Genomic DNA, 23,972 nt, shown 5'->3' on the forward strand with positions numbered 1-23,972 from the left:
TCCTATCCGCGAGGGGGAGTAAGTGGTGTTCTGTTTTAACTAGCAGGCCTTCAAGTACAAGGGAAGTGATCCAAGATCGTGAATGCAGTGCCGAAGACAGCTGCGATGCGTCGCAGTGGCAGTGGCGCGAAGTCCACAAAAACCATGTCCATCGGCGTTGTCTTGGATCGACTAAGCCAGGAATTCCCCGATGTTACGGTCTCCAAAATCCGCTTCTTGGAGTCCGAAGGCCTGATTAGCCCGCAGCGTACCTCCTCGGGCTATCGCCGCTTCACCGAAGATGATGTGGAGCGCCTGCGCTATATCCTGGTCACCCAGCGCGATAACTACCTGCCCTTGAAGGTGATCCGTGAGCAATTGGAAGCCATGGATAGCGGGCAGGTCACCGCGATTTTAAGTGCTGGGCAAGCTGAACCCATTGTCTCCCCGGAGAATTTCCGCCGCCCCGTTGCTACTCGTCTGACGGACACTGACTTGGCTGAACAGGCTGAAGTTTCCGTTGATGTGGTGGCAGGCTTGGTGAAAGCCCAGTTGATTCACCCTGATGGGGCCGGGTTTTTTACCAATGATGATGTGGCGATTGTGCGGACCGCGGAAGCCCTCGGGGACTTCGGCTTTGATATCCGGCACCTGAAGTCTTTAAGGAACACTGCGGAACGCCAAGCTGATTTGATTGGCCAAGCAGTAGCTCCCTTAGCGCGTTCGCGTGGTGAACAATCCCGGCAGCGGGCTGAGGAAATGGGCCAACAGATGAGCGCCTTGGTGGTGTCCCTGCATGCCACTTTGGTGAAGAATGCGTTGCGTCGCGAACTAGATAACTAAGGTAGGCAGGAATTCATGCGCGCTTTATTTCCCTTAGAAGTCCAAGACATTAGCGCCTATGAACAATGGCCTGATCGGGCAGTAGTGATTCTTAGCTGTGCTGATTTAGATAGCCAGGTCCCAGTATGGATGCCGCGATTCCAAGCTGAGTTAGTTGCCGCGACCGTGCCGGGGGCACGGGAGATGAGCGCTCGGGAAATTATTAATGCCAGCCATGGTGCCGCTTTAAGCCTGAGCAGCCATCCCTATGTGGACGTGTTCTGCGACATCGTGGAAGCCTATGGAGATTCCATTAAAGAAGTGGTACTGGATGGCTTTGTAGAAGGCCGCTTCTTAGTGCAGGTAAATACCCTCGGGGGACAGTCCTTTGAGGTTCGTGCCTCGGATGGGATTATGTTGGCCCGGCATGTGGGCTGCCCGCTTTTTGCTTCGCAGCATGTGATGGATAATGCCGCCGTGCGCGCACCGCTCGCTGATGAAGATGTCTCCCTTTCTGATGTTGATTGGGATGAATTCCTTAACCCGTAGCTTTTAGGCTTGGTTTTAGCCCTTGTTCTAGCCCTTGGCTATAAGCCCTCGGGTTAGCAACACCCCCTTTTGTGACACGCGGGACGGATGACATTGGTGTTACTCGCGGGGTTAATGGGGTAGGGTAAGTCTCAACTTCAACTTGAGGTTCATGTTTTGGGCGTGTCGCTAGTGAACACCTTGACGCTGGCTTAGGCTTAGCCCACAATGAACTCATGTGACTAAGCGAGGGAGATAGCGTCACCGTGAATACTGAACAGCAGGCCGTAGCCGTCCAAGGAGCCTTATTTGACCTCGGACCTGATGAAGAAGTGGGATACCGCGTACCCACCGCTTGCCAGGTTGCCGGCATCACTTATCGCCAATTGGATTATTGGGCCCGAACCAAACTGGTGGTGCCCTCTATTCGCGGTGCCCGCGGTTCCGGCTCCCAGCGTCTTTATTCCTTCAAAGACATCCTCGTCTTGAAGATTGTGAAAGGCCTGCTAGATACCGGCATCTCCCTGCAAAATATTCGCCTGGCGGTAGATAAGCTGCGCGACCGTGGCGTGGATGATCTCGCTGAGATCACCTTAGTTTCTGATGGCACCACGGTGTATGAATGCCGCTCCAAGGAAGAAGTCATTGACTTACTTGGTGGTGGCCAGGGCGTGTTCGGTATTGCTGTTCCGGGTATCGTTCGTGAGCTGACCGGCACGATCGCTGCTTTCCCCTCCGAGCGCATTAATGAACATGGGATTGCCGAAGTTACTCAACCAAGCGACGCCGCGGTAGTCGATGAGATTGCTGCTCGCCGTCGGCGCCGCCTGCGGACCTCTTAAAGAGCGCTAGCCTGATTCAGGGCCCCGGCTAATTCGCCGGGGTCTTTCACGTTGATGGTGAACATAGATACCGCATCCACTGCCGGGTCAATGGGGTTATCGCCCAAGTGGATAAGGGATAGCTGCACCAACCCACGAACCGACGCCAGGGTAGAGCTCAAGCTCTCTGCGCTCACCGCAGCATCATCAGCGGTACCGGTAGTAATCAGCACAATCCGCACCGGATTACCTGGTTGTGCCTGTACCGCCATTGACCCAACTGCAGCAAGTAACGAGTTTCGGGTTTGGGGCACACCACCGGTACCAAAACCGTCGAGTACGGGGTGTACAGCGGCAGCATCACCTAGGCGAACATTATCTCGCCAACCCTTTTGGGCAGTAGGTGATAGCGGGGAAGAGTAGTTCCACAGTCCCACGCGCACACCTTGAGCACCTAGGGCATCGATCATGGGGTGCAAGGCGCCACGTACCGGGTCTAACCACAGAGCCATGGCATCGGAGGTGTCTAAGAGAATCAAGGTATCGCGGGTAGTTTCCGGCTGGCGCTTAGCCAGGGTAGTGGGTTGGCCCTGGGAAAGATCCGGTAAAGCCACGGTGATAAGCGAATTATCCACATCACCGACGGGCTGCTCGGAAGCCCATTTTTTAAACTCTGCGGCAGCCCGGGTTTGGTTATCGGCCGCAGCGTTCGCACGCGGACTTAAGGTGACAGCGCGCAGCGCGGTGGTGGCTCCTTCAATGGGGTGGAAGGACCAACCCGCGGGGGTTTGAGCCTCCACCATGGCGACCGGCGCTTGACCAGCAAGTGCCTCGGTGGTGGAGAGGTTCTTATCGCGTTCTAGCAGGGACTCAGCTTGTTCTGGGGCAATAGCTTGGGCAACACGCGCTGCTACGGCGGCTTCAGAGGCCACGGGGAATACTGCGGCAGATTCATCTGGTTCTCCGCTATCACCGGGAGTTGCCAGGCCAACCGGAATGGCGCCGACAACCGGCAAAGCATTAGGGGTGGCGCCATCCGGTGAATCCGGGGAACTGAGGTCTAGTTCGCGTAGCTGTGCTGGAACCTGAGCTTCAACGGCGGTGGTCAAAAGCAGGACCGCGTCGCGGGCATCGTTGACGACCGTGGGTTTGATGCAATGATCCCGCACGATGGGGGCGCTTTCGGCCCAGGAAGCAAGTAGGGTTCCAGCTACTCCGGGTGAGGATTCAGCAACGGGTACGATCAGGTCGCCTTCGATGCATTGGGAGGCTGCTTCGGTTTTTTCGGCACCGGCATTATCTCGTGCCTTGCTCCAAAAAATGTAGCCCGCAACCAGTGCGAGGATCACCACAATGGTGACAATCACCCAGGTTGATAGTGCAAAATTATTGCGCCCACTGGCATGCCGTCCCATATAAGGAAACTCCCTTTCCCTTTTTAGTCACTAGCAGCCAGTGTATACGGGCTCTTAGTCTTGTACTCGGAAGTGGGAATTTTCGTGGGTCCAATCACTGACGGTGCCCACATATTCTTCAATGACATCCTCAAGGGTGATGATCCCGATGAGAACCCCACCTTCACGCACCTGAGCCATGTGCGCAGATTTAAGGTGCAAAGTGTGCAGCGCATCATCGAGCGTGCCATCCGCATCAACAATAAAGAGCGGGCGGATCTCGGAACGCGGGATGGTATCTCCCAACTTAGAATCCTCTGCCACCATGCGGTTGAGGATGTCCTTGATGTGGACATAGCCAAGATAGGCATCATCGGGGCCGACAATGGGGAAGCGGCTAAAGCCGGTATCGCAGACCGCTTGCTCCAATTCGCCTAAGGTGGTGCCGTGTTTCCCGAATTTCAAGGTACGGACCTTCTCTAATGGGATCATGACCTCGCGAACACTACGATGCTCAGAGCGAAGGGCTTTAGAGAGTCGGGCATGTTCCTCGGCATCCAAGAGCCCCTCGGAGCGGGATTCTGCGATCATGTTGGCAAGTTGTTGTTGGTCCACGGTGGAATCCAACTCGTCTTTTTGCTCCACCCCGAAGGCCTGCAGAGTTTTGCGGGCCACCCAGTTTAAAAACTCAATGAAGGGGCGAGTGATTTTCACCCACAGGATCATTGCTGGTGCCAGCCACATACCTAAGGTTTCGGGTCCGGCAATGGCGATATTCTTAGGCACCATTTCGCCGAAAAGAATGTGCAAGAAGGTAATAATCGCCAGCGCAATGATGAAGGAGACCGGGTGAATCCACTCCGCGGGTAAACCAGCGGCGGTAAAAGGCACTTCAATGAAATGCGCGACGGCCGGTTCGGCGACCTTACCGAGAATCAGAGAACAAATGGTGATGCCGAACTGAGCGCCCGCCAACATGATGGATAGGTGCTCGGTAGCGTGCAGCACGCGCGCAGCAGCTGGGCGACCTTGAGCCACCAGAGACTCCAGGCGATCGCGTCGGGAAGATACTAGGGCGAATTCGCAGGCCACGAAGAAAGCATTAGCGGCGAGCAACGCCACGATCATCAAGATCGTAAAGATAATCATGATTGGCTCAGTTCCTCGGCATCCTCATGGCGGATGGGCGTCAAAATCACCTTGTCCACGCGGCGATCCTCCATGACTGTCACTCGAGCCAACCAACGCCCGGAAATACCGGAGGTGAACTCGCTCAGCATGGGGGTATCGCTTTCTGGGAGCAGTACTTTATCTCCTACTTTGGGGATGCGCCCTAAGGTGGCCATCACTAAACCGCCGAGGGTTTCAAAGGGGCCATCTTCCGGGGCGGCGTAGCCAACTACTTCTTGAAGATCATCGAAGCGCACCAGCCCCGATACTTCCCAGGAAGCACCGAATTGCTGGAAGTCGCGTTCGGCTAAAGCATCATCGTGCTCGTCATAAACCTCACCGAGGATCTCTTCCACCACGTCTTCGATGGTGACAATCCCGGCGGTGCCGCCGTATTCATCAGCAACCAACACCAATTGAGAACCTGCAGCGCGAACCGCATTGAGTACCGCGTCTCCATCCAAGGAAGCCGGAACAGCGGTGATGGGACGCGCGAGATCACGCAGCAGGGTAGTTGCGCGTTCTCCCTTGGTGACTGCGAAGGCATCTTTGATGTGGACCATGCCAACGGTGTCATCGAGATCGCCATTAACCACCGGGAAGCGTGAGTGACCCGTTTCTAATGCCATGGCAATGAGATCAGCGACCGAGTCATTAGCTTCGAGGTAATCGATGGTCGATCGCGGGGTCATAATCTCTTCAGCGGTGGTTTCACCGAATTGGAGAGAGCGGTCCAGCACTTGTGCGGTAGCGGCATCTAATTCCCCAGATTGCGCGGAATTACGAACCAAAGCCCCAAGCTCCTGGGCGCTACGTGCTGAAGCCAATTCATCGGCAGGCTCGATACCGAGTTTACGCACCAAGAAGTTGGCGGACTTATTCATCAAGTTGATGAACCAGGCAAACACGGTATTAAACCAATTCACCGGGTGCACCACCACACGGGCAGTTTCCAGCGGGAGCGTGATGGCAAGGTTCTTAGGCACCAGCTCACCGAAGACCATGGACAAGGTGGTGGCCACGAGAAGCGCAAGCACCAAGGCCACAATTGGGGAGGCACCAGGCCCTAGCCCCACCCACTCCAAAGCTGGAGTGAAGTATTGAGCCAGGATGGGTTCCGCGAGGAAACCTGTTGCCAGGGTAGTGACGGTGATACCAAGTTGGGCACCTGATAGCACGAATGACAGGCGCTGGAAATCACGCTTTACGGCGTGGGCACTGCGGTCACCACGTTCTTTAACATGGGTTTCCACCGTGGAGCGTTCCAGGCCTGTGAGGGCGAATTCAATTGCCACGAACAGGCCGGTCGATGCCGTTAAGGCAACGAAGCCCAGGATCGAAAGGATGCTTATAAATATGTCCATCGCTGCTTATGAGCTCGGTGAGTATCCTACTTTTCGTGTCGCGTCACACGAACGCGACGTTTCTTTTTACGCGGGTCTTGCTTAGAAGAACGTGCCTGGGCCCGCGGGTGTTCCCAAGCTGGATTCTTCTTTTGTCGGCGCCTAGCCCCAGTATCCTTAGCCACCGCGGGTTTATTACCCAGCGGGGGTAAGGGAATTCCAGAAGGAGCCACGGCACCAGTAATTTTCTTCAGCGCACGCGGATCATTGCGCACATCGACCACCGGGGCATCTACCCCGGCTTTACGCATCAGCGCTTCAACATCTTTTACCTGGTTTTCCATCACACAGGTGACCACCACGCCACTCGCGCCAGCGCGGGCGGTTCGCCCGGCGCGGTGCAAGTAGGCCTTGTGTTCTGCTGGGGGATCAACGTGCACAACCAGATCAACACCAGCGATATCGATACCGCGGGCAGCAATATCGGTAGCTACCAACACTGGAATATCACCAGAGGTGAAGCCATCAATCGCATTACGGCGCCCACCTTGGCCCTTATCGCCATGCAAACCGATGGCGTTAATACCAGCGGCACGCAACCTTTTCACCTGACGATCCACACCGCGCTTAGTGCGCATAAACATAATCGTGCGGCCAAGACGGCCAGCAATCTGAATGAGAATGCGGTTGCGGGATTCCGGACCGCCAACTAGCAGGCGGTAATGCTTCATGGTGTCGACATTGGCTTCCACCGCGGCGGTGGAGTGCGTTGCCGGGTTATGAAGATAACGACGCACCAATTTATCAACATCGCCATCCAAGGTGGCAGAAAATAGTAGCCGCTGACCATCCTTCGGGGTGCGGTCTAAGAGTTTCCGGACCTGCGGGATAAAGCCCATATCAGCCATATGGTCAGCTTCATCCAACGCGGTGACCTGCACCTTATCCAGGATGAGGTTGCCGCGTTCCATCAGGTCAATGGCACGACCTGGGGTGGCAACCATCAGGTCGCAGGGTGCGGCCAGGCGCCGGATTTGAGCTTTGATATTTTCCCCACCCACGATTTCTACTAGGCGCAAACCTAATGCCGCGGCACAGGGTTCGAGGCGCTCAGTAATCTGGGTGGCCAGCTCACGGGTGGGTGCAAGCACGAGCCCGCGAGGGTGACCTGGGATGGAGTGTCCGTGTTTCGCTAAGAGCGTGAGCATGGGCAACCCGAAGGTAAAAGTTTTGCCGGACCCAGTGGGGCCTCGGCCAAGAATGTCGCGGCCATTCAGCGCATCAGGGATGGCTGCGGCCTGGATGGGGAAGGGGGAATTAATGCCGTCTTTGGCAAGTACCTGGCAAACCTCTTTAGGGAGGCCCAGTTCAGCGAACGAAATCACTTGCCCAGTGTAGCCGACATATGGTGAGGACTCTGTTTCTTTAGTACTGTTGACCAGGATTGCTACTTAGGCCAGCCAAAGCAAAGCAGGAAAGGTCTCAGTTTCATGGGCAGAGGATTATCTGGTTTAGTGCTCAGCGCACTAGGCGCCAAGACCCATAAAGTAACTGTCTTAGACAAACAGCCGCATGGCGAACATATGCTGCGGATCCATTTTCATAGCGATACGCTGCTAGAACCCGTAGAAGCCCCCGGTGATTGGCTAAGAATGTGGTTCCCAGATGACCGCGGCAAGCTCTACCAACGCGGCTATACCATGATTAACCCGGATTATTCGGAGGGAACCTTCGACGTCGACATCCTCCAGCACGACCCGCCGGGACCCGCGGTTCGCTGGGCGCGTCGCTGCGAAGCCGGTGAGGTCATCGAAGCCACCCGCTATTCGGGCAAAGTATTTTCCCTAATCCAGCCTCAGCCTGCGGGCTACCTTTTCCTTGGCGATATGACCTCCCTTCCCGCAATTAGAGACCTGGTTGCAGCTATCCCCGAAGAAGTACCGGTTGTTGTCCGCCTCGTGGATCGCGCCGGGGATGAAGGTGGTGGGGCTACAACCCCAGCTATTCGCGAGAACCTCGACTTCGCGTGGATACCGGAACTTCCCGAAGGCCGCACCTTCCTTCCCACCTTGGAAGCCGGTGATTTTAGCGGCTGGTACGCCTGGGTGGCCGCAGAAACAGTGGAAACCCGGCTGGCGAAAACAGCGCTATCGCGAGAGCACCTAGTTTCTGGCCCGCTGCTTCATTCACAGGCCTATTGGATCCGCGGCCGGGCGATGGGAACGGAGAAATAACCATGAATGTTTTAGCGCCGGTGAAAAACACCATCATCATTGGTGGAATTATTCGAGGCATCCTCGCACTGGTGGAAATCCTGCCCTTTATTTTCTTCGCCGAGCTCGTCCGACTATTCCTCCTCGCCGCGCCACGCGAGGAGTTCATCAGAGTAGCCATATATGCGCTGATCGTGCTGGTGGTTTCCGGGCTGGGTAATTTCCTACTGATCACAATCCTGCACTTCATTGACGCAGCCTTTGCTGCGCAGCTACGTCGCCGGATGCTCAGCGTTTTAGCTGAGGCACCACTAGGGTGGTTCCGGCGCCGCGATTCCTCGGAAGTCCGACAACGTGTTGGCGATGATGTCGCCGGCTTACATAGCCTCATCGTCCATGGGGTACCGGATGCTGTAGCTGCAGTGGTTACTCCCATCGCGGTACTTATCTACCTCGGCATCGTTGATTGGAAAATGATGCTGGTCTTGTTGATCCCGGTGCTGCTTTATGTGGTGGCGATGGCGCGAGAAGGCATCCGAGAAAAAGAAGTCATCTCTGTGTTACTGCGCCACCGCCTGCAGATGGCCCAGGATGCTCGCCACTTCTTGGCATCTCAGGACACCATCCGAATATTGGGTGATAAATCCATCGTTGATCTAGAAAGCACCTTGTGGGATACCAGCAAGGTGGTGCACGAAACTCAAGATAAAAGCGCCCAAACCAAAACCGTGTTGATCCTGCTCACTCGCCCAGCAACCATGTTGGCGTTGGTAGTACTAGGAGGCTGGCTGCTGAAAGTTGATGCACCAACCGAAGCAGCATTCCTGATCCTCGGTACGGCCTTCGGCGGCCAATTAGTGACTCTGAGCTTCTCGATGGCCGATATGCTCGCCGGACGAGAAGCCAAAGATTCCATCGAACTCTTATTGGCCACCCCCACCTTGGCGACACTTCATAGCGAAGCGGAATCTGTGGACACATCGGTATGTTTCCGGGATGTCAGCTTTGACTACCAAGGCCGCCAAGGAGAACAGGCCCTCATCTCGGATCTGAACCTGGAATTAGCCGCTGGCACCACCACCGCCATTGTTGGTGAATCAGGGGGAGGTAAATCCACCATCGCTGCGCTGCTCGCCAGACTGTGGGATCCACAAAAGGGCGAGATCAGCATTGGTGGGAAAAATATTGCCGCCATGAGCCAAGAAGAGCTCTACGCAAAGGTCGGTGTATTACTCCAAGACGTACGCCTGGTGCGCGATACAGTGGCCGCTAATATTGCGCTCGCCAAACCTGATGCCTCCCGCGAAGAAATCGAAGAAGCAGCCCGTCAAGCCCAAATCCATGAGGAGATCCTGCAACTACCTCAAGGCTATGACACGGTAGATCCCCAACTATCCGGCGGACAACGACAACGCATTGGCATTGCCCGCATGTTGGTAGCCAATACTCCCGTGGTGGTTCTTGATGAACCCACTGCCAGCACCGACTATGACAATGAGCAAGCCATCCACGCGGCGTTGAAGGAATTATTGCGCGGGCGCACCGTGCTTATCATCGCCCACCGCTTGCACACCCTGCAGGACGCTGATCGGATCCTGGTAGTCAAGGCAGGAAAAATTATTGCCGAAGGCTGCCACGGTGAACTTCTCAGTAGCAATGAGACCTACCGCGAACTGTGGGAAAAGGAGAGCATCCAATGATTCTGCGTGATTTAGCGGCGGTGACCGGCGGACGATATGTTCGCCAATTCATGGCCTTCGCGGTGGCCTCAGCGATACTCCAAGCAGTAGTGGTGCTCCTGCTTTTCCCACTGCTACAACGCCAATGGACCGGGCACCTAAGAGATGCGATGCCGTGGGTGCTGGGTTTTGTGGCAGCCACTGCCGGCATGTGGGTTTTAGACCTTATTGCCGGCCGATATGGCCTCCATGCCGGGATGGCCACCATGGATGCACTATGCGAGGCCGCCACCCCAGCGGTACGCAATCTACCGTTGGGGCAGATGAACCGCCGCCGCGTGAAGGCTTATGAAAAGCTGATCGCCACTGGTGGTACCGAGTTTTCCTCCGGCGTTATTTTGGTGATCACCGTGGTGGTCACGGCCTTCGCGTTTAGCATCGCATTAGCCCTGGGCTTAGCAGTCACCGTGTCACCGCTAATCGGCACCGTAGTTGGGTTATCCGCAGTGCTACTAGGTCTTTCCCTCTGGGGATCCGGGAAGATCGAAGAAGGCGCAGACCAGCGCTACCATGCCGCCAACGCTGACCTAGAAGATCGCTTGGTGGAATTCGCGTGGCTGCAGCCCACCCTGCGCACCAATGGGCGTACCGCTGAAGGCGCAGAACATGTGGAAAAAGACATCAAGGAAGCACATTCGCGCACCAAACGCCTCCTGGGGTGGCAGATCCCCGGCGAGATTCTCTTTAACCAAGTACTCCAAATCGTGCTGATCGGGCTTGCTGCTGTGACCTGGTACGAGTACCAAGTTGGAACGCTTAATAGTGTTTCAGCAGCAGTCATGATTGTGGTTGCCCTGCGCATGATCGAACACATCACTGCGGTGAATATGCTTTCCTCCGCTGTGCATGGCACCGCCCGTGACCTTCGCAAGATCCGAGAACTCCAGGCCTACGCTGCACTCGATAAGCAAGCAGCACCCAACCCGGAAGCACCAGCACCACGGGTGGCTTTAAAAAATGTGACAGCCGGCTATGGGGAAGCACTCTTCGACACTGCACGCGCCACCGCCCGCGGCAACGTGATCGAGAATCTAAACCTCACCCTGCCCGCTGGAGAAATCACCGTGGTCATGGGGCCAAGCGGTTGTGGAAAATCAACGCTCTTAAAGCTGGTGTCTGGGCTCCTTGACCCCCTGGAAGGCGATGTGCTCATCGATGGAGAACCCTTAATTGCGGTGGCGCGCCGGGCCCGAAGCACGGTTGTTTTCCAGGACACTGAGCTGGCTGCCGGAAGTGTGGGGCATAACTTATTGACGGTGAACCCGCAGCTTAGCGAGGAAGAACAACGGGAACTGCTCCGTACCGTGCACCTAGATATCGCTTTGGATACGAATGTGGGGGAGTTGGGTTCGCAGCTATCCGGTGGTCAGCGTCAACGCTTAGGGATGGCGCGGGCTTTGGCGAAACCCGGGGCTGATATTTTGCTCATCGATGAGTCCACCTCAGCGTTGGATAATGTCAATGAGCAATTGTTGTGGCGAACCGTGAAGGAATTGCGCGGAAAGTACACCATCTTCATCATTACGCACCGTCCGGCGGCACTTCAGATCGCTGATCATGTGGTGCGCGTGGATTCGCAGATGACAGTCCTCTAGCCAGACAAAGCCCATCTGTGTAGATGGGCTTTGTCTTTGGGGTTAGCAGGAGGGGTTATTCCTGCACCTCAGTGCGGTCCCCAGACCACAGGGTGTGGAAGGTACCTTCCTTATCGACGCGCTGGTAGGTGTGGGCGCCGAAGAAATCGCGCTGACCTTGGATCAATGCGGCAGGCAGGCGCTCTGCGCGCAGGGAGTCATAATAAGACAGCGAGGAGGCAAACACCGGTACCGGTAGGCCCAGCTTGGTGGCGGTGACAACTACGCGGCGCCAGGAATCCATCAGGTCGCCGAGCTCACCCTTGAAGTAGGGGTCTAGCAGGAGGGATTCGAGCTCCGGGTTAGTGTCATAGGCTTCCCGAATGCGGTTGAGGAACTTCGCGCGAATAATGCAGCCGCCACGCCAAATGGTGGCCAGATCGCGGGGGTCGACACCCCAATCATGTTCGGCGGAGCCGGCCTTAATTTCATCAAAGCCCTGGGCGTAAGCCACGAGCTTGGAAGCATAGAGCGCGCGGCGGACATCCTCGATGAAGGCTTCGCGATCTTCGTGTTCCTCGGCGAAGTCGGCCAGCTGGCCAGAGGGCAGCTGGCCACGAGCGGCTTCGCGTTGGGAGGTAGCACCAGAAAGCGCACGGGCGAATACTGCTTCGCCAATGCCGGTGACCGGGATACCCAGATCCAGGGCTGCCTTAACCGTCCAGCGGCCGGTGCCCTTTTGACCAGCGGCATCAACAATCACGTCGATCAGCGGGCGGCCGGTTTCTTCATCGACCTGGCGCAGTACCTCAGCGGTGATTTCCACGAGGTAGGAGTCAAGGTCGCCGGTGTTCCATTCGGAGAACACCCCGGCGATTTCTACTGGTTCCATGCCGGCGGCATAGCGCAGCAATTGGTAGGCCTCGCCGATGACCTGCATATCGGCGTATTCGATGCCGTTGTGCACCATCTTCACAAAGTGTCCGGCACCATCGGGGCCAATGTGGGTAACACAGGGGGTGCCATCAACATGGGCGGCAATGGATTCGAGCAGGGGCCCTAGAGACTCATAGGATTTAGCCGGCCCACCGGGCATGATGGCCGGCCCATTAAGGGCGCCTTCTTCACCACCGGAGATACCGGCGCCGACGAAGTGGAGGCCACGGGCCGCGATTTCTTTTTCGCGACGGATGGTGTCGGTGTATAAGGCGTTGCCACCATCGATGATGATGTCGCCTTCTTCCATGGCGTCGGCGAGCTGATTAATGACTGCGTCGGTGGCGGCGCCGGCTTTGACCATGATGATGGCGCGGCGGGGGCGTTCCAAGGAAGCTACGAAGTCTTCGATGGTTTCTGAGGGGATGAAGTTGCCCTCCTCGCCGTGTTCTTCCATGAGACGGTGGGTCTTTTCCACGCTGCGGTTATACACCGCAACGGTGTGGCCCTTGTGCGCGAAGTTACGGGCGAGGTTGGAGCCCATTACGGCGAGGCCAACAACACCGATTTCGGCAAGATTCTGCTCAGTAGTCATGGCGACGATGCTACTCGCAAAAGATTAAGCTCGTATATCATGGGCGAATTTCTGCGGATTCTTAAAGAAGATGTGCGCTGCGATAATGGCGAGATCACAGCCGATGCCGCGGCGCTGGAAAAACTAAATGCCTGCTTGTGCGGGCACGATGAACACTTAGGGTTGCGGTATACGAGGCTGGATCAAGAGATGATTGCCGCGGAACTTCATGTTTCGGAGCGGCACCTTCAGCCGATGGGGTTGGTTCATGGTGGGGTGTATGCGGCGATGGCGGAATCTTTGGGTTCGATCGCGGCCTATTGCTATTCCGGGGCCCAACGACCAGTAGTGGGAGTGGCTAATCACACAGAGTTCTTAGCGCCGGTGAAAGCTGGGGTGATTAGTGGGGAAGCGCGAGCGGTGAAAATTGGGAAGCGCACCCAGCTGGTTGATGTGGAGTTTTTTCACCGCGGCCACCTGGTGGCGCGGGCAACGGTGCGCACCCTCGCGGTGTAGCGCAGCGTACATTGGAGCGCATGGATACCTGGAAAGAAATTACTGCTCGCGACCCCGAGCATTCACATAACTACGCCAAGCGTTGGGAAAATATCGCCGCGAGCGGCCAAGACATCTATGGTGAGGCACGCTTATTAGATGCCCTGGCAGAACGCGATTCCCTGATTGTGGATGCAGGCTGCGGTACCGGAAGGCTGAGTCATTATTTAGCTGCGGCGGGGCACCGCGTGATCGGAGTGGATATTGACCCGGTGCTACTAGAGGTTGCAGCTAACACCGCCGAGGACACGTGCACCTGGGTGGAAGGTGATCTTGCCAGCGTGGAGATTCCCACCAGCGAAGCGGACTTTGTGATTAGTGCCGGCCAGGTATTGACCTTCATTGCGAAAGAAGATCGCGAAGCAGTATTGGCGAACCTTTATGCCTGCTTGCGGCCAGGCGGCTTCTTGGTGGCTGGGTTTGGTGCCGGACGTGGCTTTGAGTTCCCGGAGTTCTTTGGGATCGCCCAAAAAGTCGGGTTCGAGCGCTATCAAGAATTTTCCTCTTGGCAGTGTGCGCCCTTTGAACCCGACTCTGATTTTTTGGTTGCGATGATGCGCAAACCCGCTTAGAAGCGGCGGCTAGCCTGGTCGAAGAACTCGCGTTCATGCACGCAGGCATCCAGGTACGCCTGCGTGGCTTGAGCGCGCTCCGCCGGGGTGGCAGCGGCGAAGGCCGCTTCTGCTGTTTTCACCGCCCAGCGAGCACCGTCGATGAACTCCTGACCGGAGTACATCCCTAACCAAGAATAGTAGGGGTGGTCTTCGCTGAGATTATCGCCGGCTAGGACCAACCCCACTTCGGCATAAAGCCAATAGCAGGGCAGTACCGCGGCGACCCCAACCACATAGGGGTCCACGCTGGCACGGGCGATGAGGAAATCGGTGTAAGCCTGCGTGATGGGGGAGCAAGCGGCTTCGAAATTAAGCTCGCTGCGGTGTAGTTCTGATTCGGCTTCGATGCAGATGCGCGCACCTTCTGCCCAGGTGGCTTGATCCGCGGGGTGCGGGGCCTTGGAGGAGACCAAGGCCAACGCGCGGGAATAACGCTTGAGGTATTCCGCATCTTGGGAGAGGTAGAACTCGAAGTCTTGGCGGTCTAAATCACCGGACCTTAAGTCCTTAATGAAATCCAAGTTGAAGATTTCGTCGGCATATCCACCACCAAGGTGCCATAACCGCGATGTATGCATGCCCGCTGGTGCGATATGTGCACGTACTTTTTTGGGGTGGGGGAAAGAACGCGGGCGGGAGGACGCCGATCTCGATAATTGCCAAGAACGATGGAAGTGATGCACCGGACCATGCCCGCCGGGACTGGCGACCTCAAGTTCTGCGGCATGACGGATGGAATCATGCAACCAGCGAGTCGACCACTCGGTGGCGGCGTCGATGTCCTCGAGGCAGATGCGGGTGGCGATCGCGGAGGATAGCGAGCAGCCCGTGCCATGGGTGTGCGGGGTATCGATATGCGTGCTGTAAATATGGTGCACGCGGCCATCGCGATGCACCACCGCGTTATCGGCTTGGTTGAGGTGCCCACCTTTGACAATCACCGTGGTGCCCAGCTTCTTTGCCTGCTCGATAGCGGCATCCATGCTGGTCGCAGGGGCTTCCTCGGCGAGTACGGCGAGCTCGGGCAGATTCGGGGTGATCACATCAGCCAGCGCGCACAGTTCGCGCAGCGCGGCTTCGGCGGAAGCATCGAGGAGACGATCACCGCTAGTGCTAACCATCACCGGGTCAAGGACCACGGGGTGATAATTGTGCTGAGCAAGCCAATCGCGGACAGTATGGATGATCTCCGTTGTGCCGAGCATGCCGATTTTAATGGCGTCGATGGGGGCATCATCGCTGACCGCATCGAGCTGTTCGCGCAGGAAGGAAGGATCTGGGGTATGGATGCTGCGCACCCCGTGGGTGTTTTGGGCAACCAAGGCGGTGACCGCGCTCATGGCGAAACCACCAGCGGCGGAAATGGATTTAATATCCGCTTGGATGCCGGCACCACCAGTTGGATCCGTGCCGGCGATGCTCAACACGCGGGGAATGCGCTGGCGAAACGCGCGGGCGGCGGCACGCGGATTAGGGGCCGCCATAATGGCGGATACCACGCCGATGCCATCAGTGATGCGCGGGAAATTCGGTGTCATACCGCCGATTGCAATGGTTGCGCACTCAGGGGGTGCAAGTTCCACCAGCTGGCGTAAACCATCAATCCCGATGGGGGAATCATGATCCGGTTTGGTGGGAGTGGGGAAGACCGGGCCTAGGCCAAGAACATCCGGATAAGGCTCGCTCAGGGCCTCAATTTCCTCTGGGCGGCTGATGGATAGGCCAATCATCAGTTCATCAGCAAGGGCGGCGCGGGCCTGGTGGAAGGGAATATCGCCTTGGCCGATATGTAGGTGGCAATGCAGCTCTTGGGCGGCGGCGAGGCGATCATTGACGAAGAAAGGAATATCCGCGGCATCGCAGACCGCCTTGATCTCGCGGGCGCGAGCTAAGAATGTGGCGTCATCGGCTTTCTTATCGCGATATTGGACAACGCTAACGCCACCGGCGATGGCTTCTGCGACGATCTCGGGGACACGCTCCGGGTGGGAGCCAGGGTCGGTGACAAGGTAGAGATCCCAGTTCATCCCTCCTTCACCTCCACTGCGGCGAGAACTTGGGTGGGGGTGAGGTTATAAAGCGCATCGAGCCAGGCGACTGCGAAACTACCGGGGCCAGCGCTTTCAGCTGCAGCGACCTGCGCGGCGGCACCCACATGAGCATGCGCGGCGACTACCGCATTATGGGCTGAGACCTTCTTCCGCGCACCTAAATAGGCGGCGGTCATGGCGCCTAGGGAGCAGCCGGTGCCCACCACTGTTTGGAGCAGGGGATCACCGGAAGCCAACCAGGTGACGCGCTTTTTGGAGATGATGAGGTCACGTTCACCAGAGATAGCAACGACCTTCACGCCGCGCTCTAATAGCGCGCGGGCAGCGGGGATAGCTTCTTGTACCCCTTGGGTGGCATCCACCCCTTTGCCACCTTGGCCGAGTTCGGCGAGCGCCATGATTTCGGAGGCATTGCCGCGAATGCAGGTGGGGTGGTACTTCAACAATTTGCGCAGGAATTTACTGCGTTCGGGCAGCACCCCAGCGGCAACTGGGTCAAGCACCCAGGGTGTGCCATTGGCTTCAGCGGATTTCGCGGCGGCCCGCATACCGGCATATTGCTCGGTGTTTGGGGTGCCGGTGTTGATTAACACCCCGGAGGAAATCTTGGCGAAATCCGCGGACTCAGCCGGGGTATCGCACATTGCTGGGGAAGCACTGATGGCGGCCAGCACATTGGCGGTGAGGCCTTGCACCACGGTGTTGGTGAGGCATTGGACAAGTGGTTGTTGGGAACGGACCTGATCAATGGCGCGTTCCATGGCATCTTTATGCACTTGGATGGGACATCCCTTCGCTAGTTCGAGCTAGAGCAGGTTCAACGGGTCTGATCTCAGCGCTATCTGCGCACCCCGTGCCTGACTCTGAGCCTAGCTGCTCCACCCCGCTTCGGGGGAACGCGAAAGATTTAATGATCGTTTCTTTGCGTTTAACCTGCGTAAATGGCGGCAAAGGCAAGGGTATCCTAGGACGCCAGGCGCCCCTTAAGAGACGTAGGATCAACCTATGGCGAAGCTACTTAGCAAAGATCCCAGCCGCATCGGCCGACCAGAACCGCACCCCGGCGAAGCAGACCACTTCCCGGACCGCGTCCCAGACCGCCTAGCCGAAGGTAGCCCCGAGGCTTTAGCGGCGGATCTTAAAGCCCTTCTAGGTGAAGAGCAGGTGCACTCCAGGGTGATTGACCTGGTACGTTATGCCTCTGATGCGGGGCCTTATCGCCTGATCCCACAAATTGTGGTGAGCCCGCGTAACCCGGAGGAGATGGCGACACTTTTCCGCTACGCCAAAGAACACGGCCGCCACCTCACCTTCCGCGCCGGCGGCTCCTCGCTTAATGGCCAAGCCCAAGGCGATGACATTTTGGTGGATGTGCGCCGTAATTTCCGCGGCATGGTGGTTGAAGATGAAGGCCGCCTGCGCGTGAAACCCGGGGAAGTACTCGATGATGTGCAAGCGGTCTTAGCGCATACCCGGCGCCGCTTCGCCCCGGACCCGGCGAGTTCTTCTATCGCCACCATTGGCGGCATTTTGGCGAATAACTCCGGTGGGATGCGTTGCCATCCGCACCAAGATAGCTACCACTCGCTGCATGCGGCGACGATTGTGTTGGCGAGTGGCACGGTGATTAATACCGAAGATCCCTTAGCGGATGATGAATTACGCGAAAAAGAGCCTGAGATTTATCAGGGCTTGATGGATCTTCGCGATGAAATTCGCGCCGATGAGGCTTTGGTGAGCAGGCTACGCCGGAAATTTAGTATCCGGAATACCAATGCGCTGCGTTTGGATGCCTTCTTAGATGAAGACTCCCCAGTGCAGATCCTGAAACAACTCATGGTTGGTTCTGAAGGCATCCTCGGGTTTATCGCCGAAGCGGTGCTAGAAACCCTGCCGCTACCATCTAAGCGCGCGGTGGCGTGGGTGATGCTGCCCAGGCTGGATGTTGCTGCTGACTATGTGCACAAGCTGGTGGAAGCCGGGGCGTCTGCAGTGGAGCTATTGGTCTCCCCGGTGCTGCGCGAAGCCGTAGGCAACTTCAAGGGTGCACGGGAATCTTGGCGGGACCTGAAAGACGAGGACGCCGCCTTATTACTCGAAGTATCCGGCACCGATGAAGCTGACCTGGCCGAGCAGATCCGCCGGGCCGAAGAAGTGCTGGCGGATTCCGAACTGACCGCACCCCTGGAGTTCACCTCTGACCCCATTGAGATCCACCAAGCCTGGGAGATCCGCGGTGGCCTACTGCCCCTGCTGGGTAAGCAACGTATGCAAGGTGCCACCTTGATTACCGAGGACGTGTGCTTCCCACCGGATGCCATTGGCGAAGCTTCCCGCGATCTAATGCATCTATTGGCGAAATACGATGCCCCGGAAATGGTGATGGGGCATGCGGCCTTCGGTAACCTGCACTTCTTCCTCACCCCTTCCTTCGAGTCCGATGAAGAGATCAACCGCTATGGCGACTTCATTAAGGAACTCGTGGAGCTAGTGCTCAATAAATACGATGGCTCGCTTAAAGCTGAGCACGGCACCGGCACGAATATGGCGCCCTTTGTGCACCGCGAATGGGGCGACCAAGCCTATGGGCTGATGTGGCGTATCAAGGATCTGCTGGACCCCGAAGGGATCTTGGCCCCGGATGTGAAACTCACCCGCGATGATCGCCTGCACTTGAAGAACTTCAAGTCTTTCCCGCGCATCGAAGAAGAAGTGAATGCCTGCGTGGAGTGTGGTTTCTGTGAAAATGTGTGCCCCTCCAGGCATGTGACCTCCACCCCACGGCAACGCATTGTGGTGCGCCGCGAAATGGCCCGTCAACCAGAACACTCCCCGGTGCTGAACTACCTGCATGAGGAATATGGCTATGAGGGCATTGACACCTGCGCTGCGGATGCCAGCTGCGCGGTAGCCTGCCCGATCAGCATTGACACCGGTGCGCTGATGAAGCATTTCCGCGCCATGGAAGCGACCGACGCGGCCGATAAAGTGGCCCTGACTTTGGCGAAGAATTGGAAGTCCGTGGAGATGGCTGCCCGCGGTGGATTAGGCGCCGCCGATGCGATTACCAAGGTGCTCGGCGAGAACCTCGGAACCCGAATGCTAGGTGGCATCACTGGGGTGCTGCGTAGCTTCATCTCCGAAGACTTGATGCCTTCTGCTAAAGATGGACTACCGCCGGCTGGCTCCAAGCGGATGCCACCAACCAGTCGTGAAGGCGCGGAAGCCATCTACTATCCGGCCTGCATTAACCGCATGTTCGGCCGCGATGTGGCCGGGCCTTCCTTGGCGGAAACCATGGTGACTGTTTCGCAGCGCGCTGGGCATAAGGTGCATATTCCTGAAGATATTGCTGGTAGTTGTTGTGCCACGCCCTTTAGCTCCAAGGGTTATTTAAGCGCTAAGGCGTATATGGCCCGGGATTTGGCGGCGCGGCTGTGGGAGTGGTCGGAACATGGCCGGCTTCCGGTGGTGGTGGATGCGGCTAGCTGTACCCACAACATCATTAAGGAAATTCCCACGCAGCTAGATGATGAAGGGCGCGCTCAATTCGAGCAGATCAAGATTATGGATGCTGTGAGCTGGGCGCATGATGTGCTCTTGCCTGATCTAGAGGCCAGGCATCCGCAGGGCAGGGTAGCGGTGCACCCGAACTGTTCGTTGACGCATATGGAGTTGGTGGATCAGCTCAATGCGGTTGCGGCCTTCGCAGCTACCGAGGCTTTTGTTCCGGTTGGTGCTGGGTGCTGTGGTACTGCGGGTGACCGTGGCTTGCTGCATCCGGAGCTATTAGAGTCTGCCACCAGGGATGAAAAGGCTGGGTTGGCGGCGGCACCGCCGGCGGATGCTTATGTTTCTGCGAACCGCACCTGCGAGATGGGCATGACCCAATCCACGGGTAAGGAGTATGAGCACATCCTTTATCTGCTGGAACAGGCCACGCGGGTTTAGGCAGTAGAGGGGAGCGCTTGGGCGCGGCGCGTAGGGGAGCTGTGGGTAGGGGAGCTGTGGGTAGGGGCCCTGCCCAATGCCTTGCTGCCTCAGCGCCCCGTCCCCAACCCGGCGCCCCGACCCCCGCGCCCCCAACCCGGCGCTAATACACGCAGTCGAAGCCACGCGCGCGGAAGATGTCGCGGGCATGCTCGACGGCTTCCGGGCTTGGGGGTTTGGTGTCGGCGAGGGTGTAGCGCATATTCAGCTCAGCCCATTTATCGGCACCCATGTTATGGAAGGGTAGGACCTCAATGCGTTCCACGTTGTTCTTCCACTTTTCGACGATATCTGCGACCGCCTGAATATTTTCTTCCGCATCCGTAAGCCCCGGCACCAGCACAAAGCGAACCCACACGGGCTTGCCCAGCGCACTGAGTCGATCGCCGAACTCAATGGTCGGTTGCAGCTCACGTCCGGTGACGCGGCGGTAGGTTTCCGGGATTCCAGATTTCACATCTAGCAGCACTAGATCAATATTTTCTAGATCTTCATCGCGCAGCCGGGAGCCTAAGAACCCGGAGGTATCGATGGCGGTGTGCACACCTTTGGCGTGCACCTTGGCCAAGAGGCGGCGCGTAAACGCAATCTGGAAGAGCGGTTCTCCACCGGAGACAGTTAACCCACCACCGGAGGCCCGGAATACTGGGCGGTAGCGCAGTACCTTCTTCACCACCGAGTTGAGGTTCTCGAGGGTGCCGGTCTTCATATGCATGGTGTCTGGGTTGTGACAGTACTGGCAGCGCAGCGGGCAGCCGGACATGAAGAGGGTCATGCGGGTGCCCGGGCCATCCACGGCGGTCACTAATTCCCAGGAGTGCACCAGCGCAATATCGCCGGTGCGGCGTGCCTCCATGAGGGCGGCGCGCTCTTCCGCGGTGCGATATTCGGTGAGCGCTTCATCAACGGTTCCCCCGATACCGCTAGCCACACCGCGGACGCGGTCGCCAACCTCGGGTTCGAGGCTGACGACACCAGTTACTCCATCAGTGCGCATTAAGCCTTCTGGTGGAAGGTACGAGAGATCACATCGCGCTGCTGTTCCTTGGTTAGCTTCACGAAGTTCACTGCGTAGCCGGATACTCGGACCGTGAGGTTCGGGTACTTCTCGGGGTGCTCCATGGCATCTTCGAGGGTCTGCTCGTCCAATACGTTGATATTGGCGTGGTAGAGCCCGGAGTTCATGTTATTGGCCTCACGGTTGGCCTTCATCGATGCGAGGCGTTCATCAAAAGTCTTGCTTGCCATGTCAAAAATCTCCTTCAAAAGTGCACTATCAGGGCAGAGCCCCAGGGCCAGAGCTCTAGGGCCAGAGCCCCAGGGTCAGAGTCCCGCAGCAGGGCAGCTGCTCGATAGAAAACGGCTGGTCAAATACGGCTGGTCAGAAATAGCTCGGGACGAACTTAAGGTCAGGAATCGCTAGGCGTTCGTCACCGGCAACTCACTAGGCATCCCCGTGCTACGCATCCTCCATAATGAACCCGGCGTCCAGAATGCCGACCAGGTTATCAACCTGCTCATCCTTGGTGCGCCCAAGCCCGGAAGGGGTGATGGTGTTCGTCAGCGAAATACCGTCGAGGGCATCGTGGTAGTCCAGCTTGCCCACCGAGAGCATCGAGGCAATCATGCCGTGGTTGTCGGCACCATTTTCGGGGTTAGCACCCGGTGCGAAGGGCGTGCCGGCCTTATGCCCGCAGGGGAAGGACCCAGTGGCCTTGCCGTACACCACATTCGAGGTGATGGTGAGCACCGATTGCGTCGGAATGGCATCGCGGTACATGGGGATCGCACGGATCTTTTCCATGATGGTGTGCACGATGGTCGCGGCAATATCATCGGCGCGATCATCATCATTGCCATAGCGCGGGAAGTCGCCTTCGGTCTGATAATCCACAATCAGACCAGTCTCATCGCGTACCGGGGTCACCTTGGCGTACTTAATGGCGCTCAAGGAGTCCGCCACGATCGACAGCCCCGCAATACCACAGCCCATGGTGCGGATGATTTCGGAGTCATGCAGTGCCATTTCAATGGCCTCATAGGCGTACTTGTCATGGCAGTAGTGGATGATATTCAGCGCCTCAACATAGGTGCCCACCACCCAATCCAGCATGTCTTCGTACTTGCCCCACACTTCATCGAAGTCCAGCGGGCCATCGCCTTCAACCGGGGTGTAGCCTTCGACAACCTGCTTGCCGGATACTTCATCGCGGCCACCATTCATGGCATAAAGCAAAGTCTTCGCGGCGTTCACGCGGGCACCGAAGAATTGCATTTGCTTGCCGACCTTCATCGGGGACACGCAGCAAGCAATCGCGGCATCATCGCCCCATTGGTCGCGGATCTGCTTATCGGATTCGTATTGGATCGAGGAGGTCTCGATCGAGATCGCGGCGCAGAATTCCTTATAGCCTTCGGGCAGTTCTTCATCCCAGAAGATGGTGATATTCGGTTCCGGTGCCGGCCCCAGGTTGCGCAGGGTTTGGAGCAAACGGAAGGAGGTCTTGGTTACCTGCGGGCGCCCATCCACGGAGAACCCAGCATCCGACCAGGTAGCCCAATAGGGGTCACCGGAGAAGATCTGGTCATAGTCAATGGTGCGCAGGAAGCGCACGATGCGCAGCTTAATTACCAGCGCATCAATGATCTCCTGGGCATCTTCTTCGCTGATCACACCAGCGGCCAGGTCGCGCTCAAAGTAGATATCAAAGAAGGAGGAGAGGCGACCAATCGACATCGCCGCACCATCTTGGCTCTTCACCGCGCCAAGGTAAGCGAAGTAGGTCCACTGCACAGCTTCCTTCGCGTTGCGCGCGGGACCAGAAATATCAAACCCATAGGCTTCCGCCATGGTCTTGAGTTTCTTCAAAGCCTTGATTTGTTCGGCATGTTCTTCGCGGTAGCGTGCCCAGTGCTCAGAGAATCCTTCGGATCCCACGGCATGCTTTTGGGCTTCTTTATCTTCGATCAGGCGGTCCACACCATAAAGCGCGACGCGACGATAGTCGCCAATAATGCGGCCACGCCCATAGGCATCGGGCAGCCCGGTGATGATGTGCGAGGAACGCGCGGCACGAATCCGCGGGGTGTAGATATCAAAGACCGCATCATTGTGGGTCTTGCGATAGCGGGTGAAGATCTCTTTGACCTTCGGGTCCGGTTCCTTACCAGCTTCCTTAATGGCGGTTTCCACCATGCGCCATCCACCAAAGGGCATCATGGCGCGCTTCAGCGGCACGTCGGTCTGCAAACCAACGATCACATCATCATCTTCGCTGATATATCCAGCGGGGAAAGCATCAATATCCGCGGGAGTCTCAGTATCCACGTCATAAACGCGGCGCTCCCGTTCTACAGAAAGATATTTATCTTCCAGCGTCTCCCACAGCTTCTTGGTTTTTTCCGTGGGGCCAGCCAGGAATTCAGCGTCTCCATCATAGGGGTTGTAATTGCGCTGAATGAAGTCTCGTACATTAATTTCTTCGGTCCAGGGGCCTTCTTTAAAGCCTTCCCAGGCCGAGTCGTGCATAGTCATCGTGGTTGATGAGCCTTTCACAGATCTCGGGTTTAGGGGGTATCCCTTGCAGCAACACCGCGCTTTTGGGACCTGTCCGTATTTGGTCTGACCACGGCGGCCTGCCACAACACTCAGTATAGCCCCACCTCCTG

The 23,972-nt window shown here is 57.2% G+C and carries 19 protein-coding genes and 1 riboswitch; of the genes, 9 read left to right on the forward strand and 10 right to left on the reverse strand.

All coding sequences use genetic code 11. From position 1 onward, the window contains the following. Window positions 1-78: 78 nt before the first annotated feature. From ftsR to BMZ01_RS05960, 3 genes are all read left to right on the forward strand, one after another. Window positions 79-822, forward strand: a complete 744-nt coding sequence (ftsR, locus tag BMZ01_RS05950) for a transcriptional regulator FtsR (protein WP_223845800.1) — start codon at window positions 79-81, stop codon at window positions 820-822. Window positions 823-837: 15 nt separating this feature from the next. After that, window positions 838-1,350 carry a bifunctional nuclease domain-containing protein gene (locus tag BMZ01_RS05955; protein ID WP_092285458.1) on the forward strand — a complete coding sequence of 171 codons (513 nt, stop codon included), beginning with the start codon at window positions 838-840 and terminating at the stop codon, window positions 1,348-1,350. Between the two features lie 245 nt (window positions 1,351-1,595). Continuing rightward, the gene (locus tag BMZ01_RS05960; RefSeq protein ID WP_092285460.1) at window positions 1,596-2,171 is read left to right on the forward strand and encodes a MerR family transcriptional regulator; all 576 of its coding nucleotides are present in this window, start codon (window positions 1,596-1,598) and stop codon (window positions 2,169-2,171) included. Here the strand turns inward: BMZ01_RS05960 and BMZ01_RS05965 are convergent. From BMZ01_RS05965 to BMZ01_RS05980, 4 genes are read right to left on the reverse strand one after another with little or no spacing between them, the layout of a single operon-like run. Then, a complete protein-coding gene (locus tag BMZ01_RS05965) occupies window positions 2,168-3,565 on the reverse strand; it encodes a vWA domain-containing protein (RefSeq protein WP_092285462.1) in 1,398 nt (465 codons plus the stop codon). The genes BMZ01_RS05960 and BMZ01_RS05965 overlap by 4 nt on opposite strands. A gap of 54 nt (window positions 3,566-3,619) precedes the next feature. Continuing rightward, window positions 3,620-4,693 carry a hemolysin family protein gene (locus BMZ01_RS05970; protein WP_395890399.1) on the reverse strand — a complete coding sequence of 358 codons (1,074 nt, stop codon included), beginning with the start codon at window positions 4,691-4,693 and terminating at the stop codon, window positions 3,620-3,622. Continuing rightward, window positions 4,690-6,078, reverse strand: coding sequence for a hemolysin family protein (locus BMZ01_RS05975; RefSeq protein WP_092285466.1), 1,389 nt, complete (start codon window positions 6,076-6,078; stop codon window positions 4,690-4,692). Before BMZ01_RS05975 ends, BMZ01_RS05970 begins: the two co-directional genes overlap by 4 nt. Before the next feature lie 26 nt (window positions 6,079-6,104). Then, window positions 6,105-7,442: a DEAD/DEAH box helicase gene (locus tag BMZ01_RS05980; protein WP_092285468.1), complete on the reverse strand. Its 1,338-nt coding sequence runs from the start codon at window positions 7,440-7,442 to the stop codon at window positions 6,105-6,107. 105 nt (window positions 7,443-7,547) lie between these two features. Here BMZ01_RS05980 and BMZ01_RS05985 point away from each other — a divergent pair, with 105 nt between their 5' ends. The 3 genes from BMZ01_RS05985 to BMZ01_RS05995 are packed head-to-tail and all read left to right on the forward strand — an operon-like array spanning window position 7,548 to window position 11,604. Next, window positions 7,548-8,291 (forward strand): siderophore-interacting protein, encoded by a 744-nt coding sequence (locus BMZ01_RS05985; protein ID WP_092285470.1) that lies wholly within the window; start codon window positions 7,548-7,550, stop codon window positions 8,289-8,291. A gap of 2 nt (window positions 8,292-8,293) precedes the next feature. Further along, on the forward strand, window positions 8,294-9,970 hold the full coding sequence (locus tag BMZ01_RS05990; protein WP_092285472.1) for an ABC transporter ATP-binding protein: 1,677 nt from the start codon (window positions 8,294-8,296) through the stop codon (window positions 9,968-9,970). Next, window positions 9,967-11,604, forward strand: coding sequence for an ATP-binding cassette domain-containing protein (locus tag BMZ01_RS05995; RefSeq protein WP_092285474.1), 1,638 nt, complete (start codon window positions 9,967-9,969; stop codon window positions 11,602-11,604). Before BMZ01_RS05990 ends, BMZ01_RS05995 begins: the two co-directional genes overlap by 4 nt. A 55-nt stretch (window positions 11,605-11,659) precedes the next feature. Here the strand turns inward: BMZ01_RS05995 and gndA are convergent, their stop codons facing one another. Next, a complete protein-coding gene (gndA, locus tag BMZ01_RS06000; protein WP_092285476.1) occupies window positions 11,660-13,114 on the reverse strand; it encodes an NADP-dependent phosphogluconate dehydrogenase in 1,455 nt (484 codons plus the stop codon). Between the two features lie 39 nt (window positions 13,115-13,153). Here gndA and BMZ01_RS06005 point away from each other — a divergent pair, with 39 nt between their 5' ends. Both BMZ01_RS06005 and BMZ01_RS06010 read left to right on the forward strand, forming a co-directional pair. Then, the gene (locus BMZ01_RS06005) at window positions 13,154-13,609 is read left to right on the forward strand and encodes a PaaI family thioesterase (RefSeq protein ID WP_092285478.1); all 456 of its coding nucleotides are present in this window, start codon (window positions 13,154-13,156) and stop codon (window positions 13,607-13,609) included. A 20-nt stretch (window positions 13,610-13,629) separates the two neighbouring features. Continuing rightward, complete coding sequence (locus BMZ01_RS06010; RefSeq protein ID WP_092285480.1) at window positions 13,630-14,220, forward strand: class I SAM-dependent methyltransferase; 591 nt, start codon at window positions 13,630-13,632, stop codon at window positions 14,218-14,220. Here the strand turns inward: BMZ01_RS06010 and BMZ01_RS06015 are convergent. Then, entirely contained in the window at window positions 14,217-16,289 is a 2,073-nt protein-coding gene (locus BMZ01_RS06015; protein WP_092285482.1) for a bifunctional hydroxymethylpyrimidine kinase/phosphomethylpyrimidine kinase, read from the reverse strand. The two genes, BMZ01_RS06010 and BMZ01_RS06015, sit on opposite strands and share 4 nt — an antisense overlap. Beyond that, entirely contained in the window at window positions 16,286-17,074 is a 789-nt protein-coding gene (gene thiM, locus BMZ01_RS06020; protein WP_092285616.1) for a hydroxyethylthiazole kinase, read from the reverse strand. The genes BMZ01_RS06015 and thiM overlap by 4 nt, the downstream gene beginning before the upstream one ends. Before the next feature lie 10 nt (window positions 17,075-17,084). After that, window positions 17,085-17,177, reverse strand: a riboswitch (TPP riboswitch). 141 nt (window positions 17,178-17,318) lie between these two features. On the opposite strand from thiM, the gene BMZ01_RS06025 reads away from it, so the two are divergent. Then, window positions 17,319-20,264 carry an FAD-binding and (Fe-S)-binding domain-containing protein gene (locus BMZ01_RS06025; RefSeq protein WP_092285484.1) on the forward strand — a complete coding sequence of 982 codons (2,946 nt, stop codon included), beginning with the start codon at window positions 17,319-17,321 and terminating at the stop codon, window positions 20,262-20,264. Between the two features lie 142 nt (window positions 20,265-20,406). Here BMZ01_RS06025 and pflA read toward each other — a convergent pair whose 3' ends face one another. The 3 genes from pflA to pflB all read right to left on the reverse strand — a co-directional run bounded on the left by pflA (window position 20,407) and on the right by pflB (window position 23,838). Further along, window positions 20,407-21,300 carry a pyruvate formate-lyase-activating protein gene (pflA, locus tag BMZ01_RS06030; protein WP_092285486.1) on the reverse strand — a complete coding sequence of 298 codons (894 nt, stop codon included), beginning with the start codon at window positions 21,298-21,300 and terminating at the stop codon, window positions 20,407-20,409. Then, complete coding sequence (gene grcA2, locus BMZ01_RS06035; RefSeq protein WP_092285488.1) at window positions 21,300-21,551, reverse strand: autonomous glycyl radical cofactor GrcA2; 252 nt, start codon at window positions 21,549-21,551, stop codon at window positions 21,300-21,302. The genes pflA and grcA2 overlap by 1 nt, the downstream gene beginning before the upstream one ends. Before the next feature lie 211 nt (window positions 21,552-21,762). Then, window positions 21,763-23,838 (reverse strand): formate C-acetyltransferase, encoded by a 2,076-nt coding sequence (pflB, locus tag BMZ01_RS06040; RefSeq protein WP_092285490.1) that lies wholly within the window; start codon window positions 23,836-23,838, stop codon window positions 21,763-21,765. Between the last annotated feature and the right edge of the window lie 134 nt (window positions 23,839-23,972).

The organism is Corynebacterium spheniscorum (assembly GCF_900113445.1).
Lineage (GTDB): Bacteria > Actinomycetota > Actinomycetes > Mycobacteriales > Mycobacteriaceae > Corynebacterium > Corynebacterium spheniscorum.